The following is a 3,161-nucleotide window of genomic DNA, read 5'->3' on the forward strand; positions in this document are numbered from 1 at the left end:
CGTCGGGCCGCTCCACGTCCGCGCGACGGCTGTTCCAGGGGTGGAACTCCACCGTGGACATCTGCACCGCCCAGATGACGCTGGCCAGCTCGGTGACGCACAGCTCGTCGGCAGTCCGGTTCCAGCGGGGGAAGTGGATCCGCGCCGTTTCGACCCAGTCTGGGGCACCGCGGGGGAGGCGCTTCTGGTGCACCTTCTCACCGGTGATCCCCTCGGGGAAGCGGTGCAGCATGCACGGCCGCTCCTGGAGGGCAGTCACGATGCCTGCACCCACCGACAGGTAGTACCGCGCCAGGTCGAGCTTGGTGTGCCCGGCCTGGGGGAAGTACACGCGATCGGGGTTCGAGATCCTCACCGAGCGCTCACCGACGTCCAGCGTGGTCGAGGGACTGCCGGAGGCGGACACATCCCTACTTCACCACAGCTCGCGCGGCGCCGCCTAGACTCAGCGGCAGAGCGGACAGGAGTGTGGGTGGCCGGGCTGATCAAGACCGACGATGTGCAGGCGGTCAAGGAGCGTGCCTCGATCGAGGACGTGGTGCGCGAACACGTGACGCTGCGGCCCGCAGGCACGGGCTCGCTCAAAGGGCTGTGCCCCTTCCACGACGAGAAGACGCCCTCGTTCACGGTGCGCCCGACGGCCGGGGCCTGGCACTGCTTCGGCTGCGGCGAGGGCGGCGACATCCTGGCCTTCGTGATGGCCATCGACCACCTGAGCTTCGCCGAGGCTGTAGAACGTCTGGCCGCTCAGCTGGGCATGGAGCTGCACTACGAGGAGCACACGGGGGGCCGGCCGGGCGACGGCGCCGAGGGCGGGGGCCTGGGCCGGCGCACCCGGCTGGTCGAGGCCAACCGGGCAGCTGCCGAGTTCTACCACACCGCGCTGCTCGACTCGGCCGAGGCGCGGGCGGCCCGAGACTTCCTGCGGGGCAAGGGATTCAACTCGAGAGTGGCGACCAGTTTCCAGGTCGGGTTCGCTCCGTCCTCGGGGGGTGCCCTGGCCGGTCACCTGCGGGACAAGGGGTTCAGTGAGGCCGAGCTCGTCTCGGCCGGTCTGGTGGGCCGCGGGCAGCGGGGCCTGTACGACCGCTTCCGCGGCCGGGTGATCTGGCCGATCCGTGACATCACCGGCGACACGGTGGGCTTCGGTGCCCGACGCCTCTTCGACGAGGACCGGATCGCCGCCAAGTACCTCAACACCGCCGAGACCCCCATCTACAAGAAGACGGCGGTGCTGTACGGGCTGGACCTCGCCAAGAAGTCGATGGCCAGCAGCCGGCAGGCGGTGATCGTCGAGGGGTACACCGACGTGATGGCCTGTCACATGGCCGGGATCGAGGTAGCCGTTGCCACCTGCGGTACCTCGTTCGGAGTGGAGCACATCAAGACGCTGCGGCGGATCCTGCGCGACGAGCCCGGGGTGGCCCCGGCCAGGGTGGTCTTCACCTTCGACGGGGATGCCGCCGGTCAGAAGGCGGCGATGCGCGCCTACGAGCAGGACCAGCGATGGGCCTCGCAGTCCTACGTCGCGGTGGCCCCGGCCGGTCAGGATCCGAACGACCTGCGACAGTCCGCCGGGGACGGTGCCGTGCGTGAGCTCATCGACGGGGCCGTGCCCATGTTCGACTTCGCCGTGCGCACGACGATGGCGCCCTACGATCTGGACCGGACCGAGCAACGGGTGGACGCGATGCGGGCCGTGGCGCCGATCGTCGCCGCTATCCGGGACTCGACGCTGCGCGCGGAGTACGTCCGCAGCGTGGCCGGTTGGCTGGGTGTGGACGCGCAGCGCTTCGCTCACGAGGTGGCCGGCCCCGGGCAGGGCAAGCCCCGCGAGCCTGCCCACCCCGAGCCCCGAGCCGCCCCGGAGCATTCACCCGAGGACGCAGGTCCGGCGCTTCCGGTGCCGGACCTGCGAGACCCGGTCGTGGCGGCGGAGCGCCAGCTGCTGCAGGTGGCCCTGCAGTACCCACACTGCTTGGTCGCTGAGGACGTCGACGCACTTCCGGTGCACGGTTTCCGCGCTCCGGCCCATCAGTCCATCTGGCACGCGGTGCGCCAGGCCGGCGGGATCGCCGCGGCCGAGCAGATGAGTGCGGCCGGTTGGACGAGCGCAGTCGCCGGCCAGACGCCTCCGCTGGTGGCGCCGATGGTGGCCGAGCTGGTCGTGGCCGGCCTGCCGGTGACGTTGGAGCCGGGCTCCGGTGAGCCGCCGTTGCGGTATGTCGACTCCCTGGTCGACCGGGTCGTCGACGCGTCCCTCGGCCAGCGGATCGACGCCGCGCTCAGCGCGTTGCAGCGCAGCGCATCGGACCAGGAGGCCACCCGAGCCCTCAGTGAGGAGCTCACGATGCTGCACCGCGAGCGGGCCCGGTTGCGGGCCAGAGTGGAGTGAGGATGAGATGGAGCCGACGTCGACAAGGCAGTGCTGTCCAGCGGCCGGAGGGGCCCGCCAAGCTGCCGACCGATATCCGCCTGTCGCTGCAGCGGGGGGAGTCGGTGCTGGCGGCGGCGCAGGACGACACCTCGCCGGAGTGGCTAGTGCTGACGACCTTCCGGGTGCTGGTGGTGGTGGAGGCTGGCACCGTGGGCATGGAGCGGGGGTGGCACGAGGTGGCGACCGGGGCCTGGGACCCGGAGTCGGCCACGCTGAGCCTGAGCTGGGTCGGTGGCGTTCGCGCGATGCAGTGGGTGCTGGGCACGCGGACCGGACCCGGGCGGGTGCCCCAGGTCTTGCGTGAGCGCGTCTCGGCCAGTGTCGTCCAGGCTCGGGAGGTCTCGGTCGGTCCGCGACGCACCGCCCGGGTCAGTGTGCGCTCGGTCCTGCGCACCCGCGAGCTCATCGACCAGGTGGTCTGGGGCCCGGGGAGTAGCCCGACCGACGCCGAGCTCGTCGCCGAGGTGGAGAAGGTGCGTGCCGAGGTGCGCACCGCGGTCGGCCTGCCACCCCAGCGGACCGCCGACGACGGTCGTGGAGATTCGTAGCAAGACCCCCGTTTTGGTACAGTCAGCCTCCGCTTCACTCCTTCCCCTGTAGCTCAATTGGCAGAGCATTCGACTGTTAATCGAAGGGTTGTTGGTTCGAGTCCAATCGGGGGAGCAGGCGGGAGGGCCTCTGCACGGGACACATCCGGACAGGGGCCTTCTGAGGTCTCAACTGG

At 70.6% G+C, this 3,161-nt stretch carries 2 protein-coding genes, 1 tRNA gene and 1 pseudogene; 3 read left to right on the forward strand and 1 reads right to left on the reverse strand.

The window, feature by feature from the left end:
* A pseudogene (locus VJ976_RS04320) lies at positions 1–406 on the reverse strand (ATP-dependent DNA ligase); the annotation flags it as partial.
* A gap of 66 nt (positions 407–472) precedes the next feature.
* On the opposite strand from VJ976_RS04320, the gene dnaG reads away from it, so the two are divergent.
* The 3 genes from dnaG to VJ976_RS04335 all read left to right on the forward strand — a co-directional run bounded on the left by dnaG (position 473) and on the right by VJ976_RS04335 (position 3,100).
* Positions 473–2,395: a DNA primase gene (gene dnaG / locus VJ976_RS04325; protein ID WP_324098884.1), complete on the forward strand. Its 1,923-nt coding sequence runs from the start codon at positions 473–475 to the stop codon at positions 2,393–2,395.
* Positions 2,396–2,397: 2 nt separating this feature from the next.
* Positions 2,398–2,985, forward strand: coding sequence for a hypothetical protein (locus VJ976_RS04330; RefSeq protein ID WP_324098885.1), 588 nt, complete (start codon positions 2,398–2,400; stop codon positions 2,983–2,985).
* Positions 2,986–3,027: 42 nt separating this feature from the next.
* Positions 3,028–3,100, forward strand: a tRNA-Asn gene (locus VJ976_RS04335).
* Positions 3,101–3,161 lie beyond the last annotated feature (61 nt).

The sequence above is a fragment of the Ornithinimicrobium sp. genome, assembly GCF_035267225.1.
Lineage (GTDB): Bacteria > Actinomycetota > Actinomycetes > Actinomycetales > Dermatophilaceae > Ornithinicoccus.

What these genes read in the sequence shown, in the direction of transcription:
- VJ976_RS04330 (WP_324098885.1), top strand. Translation starts at nt 2,398, where the DNA reads ATGAGATGGAGCCGACGTCGACAAGGCAGTGCTGTCCAGCGGCCGGAG.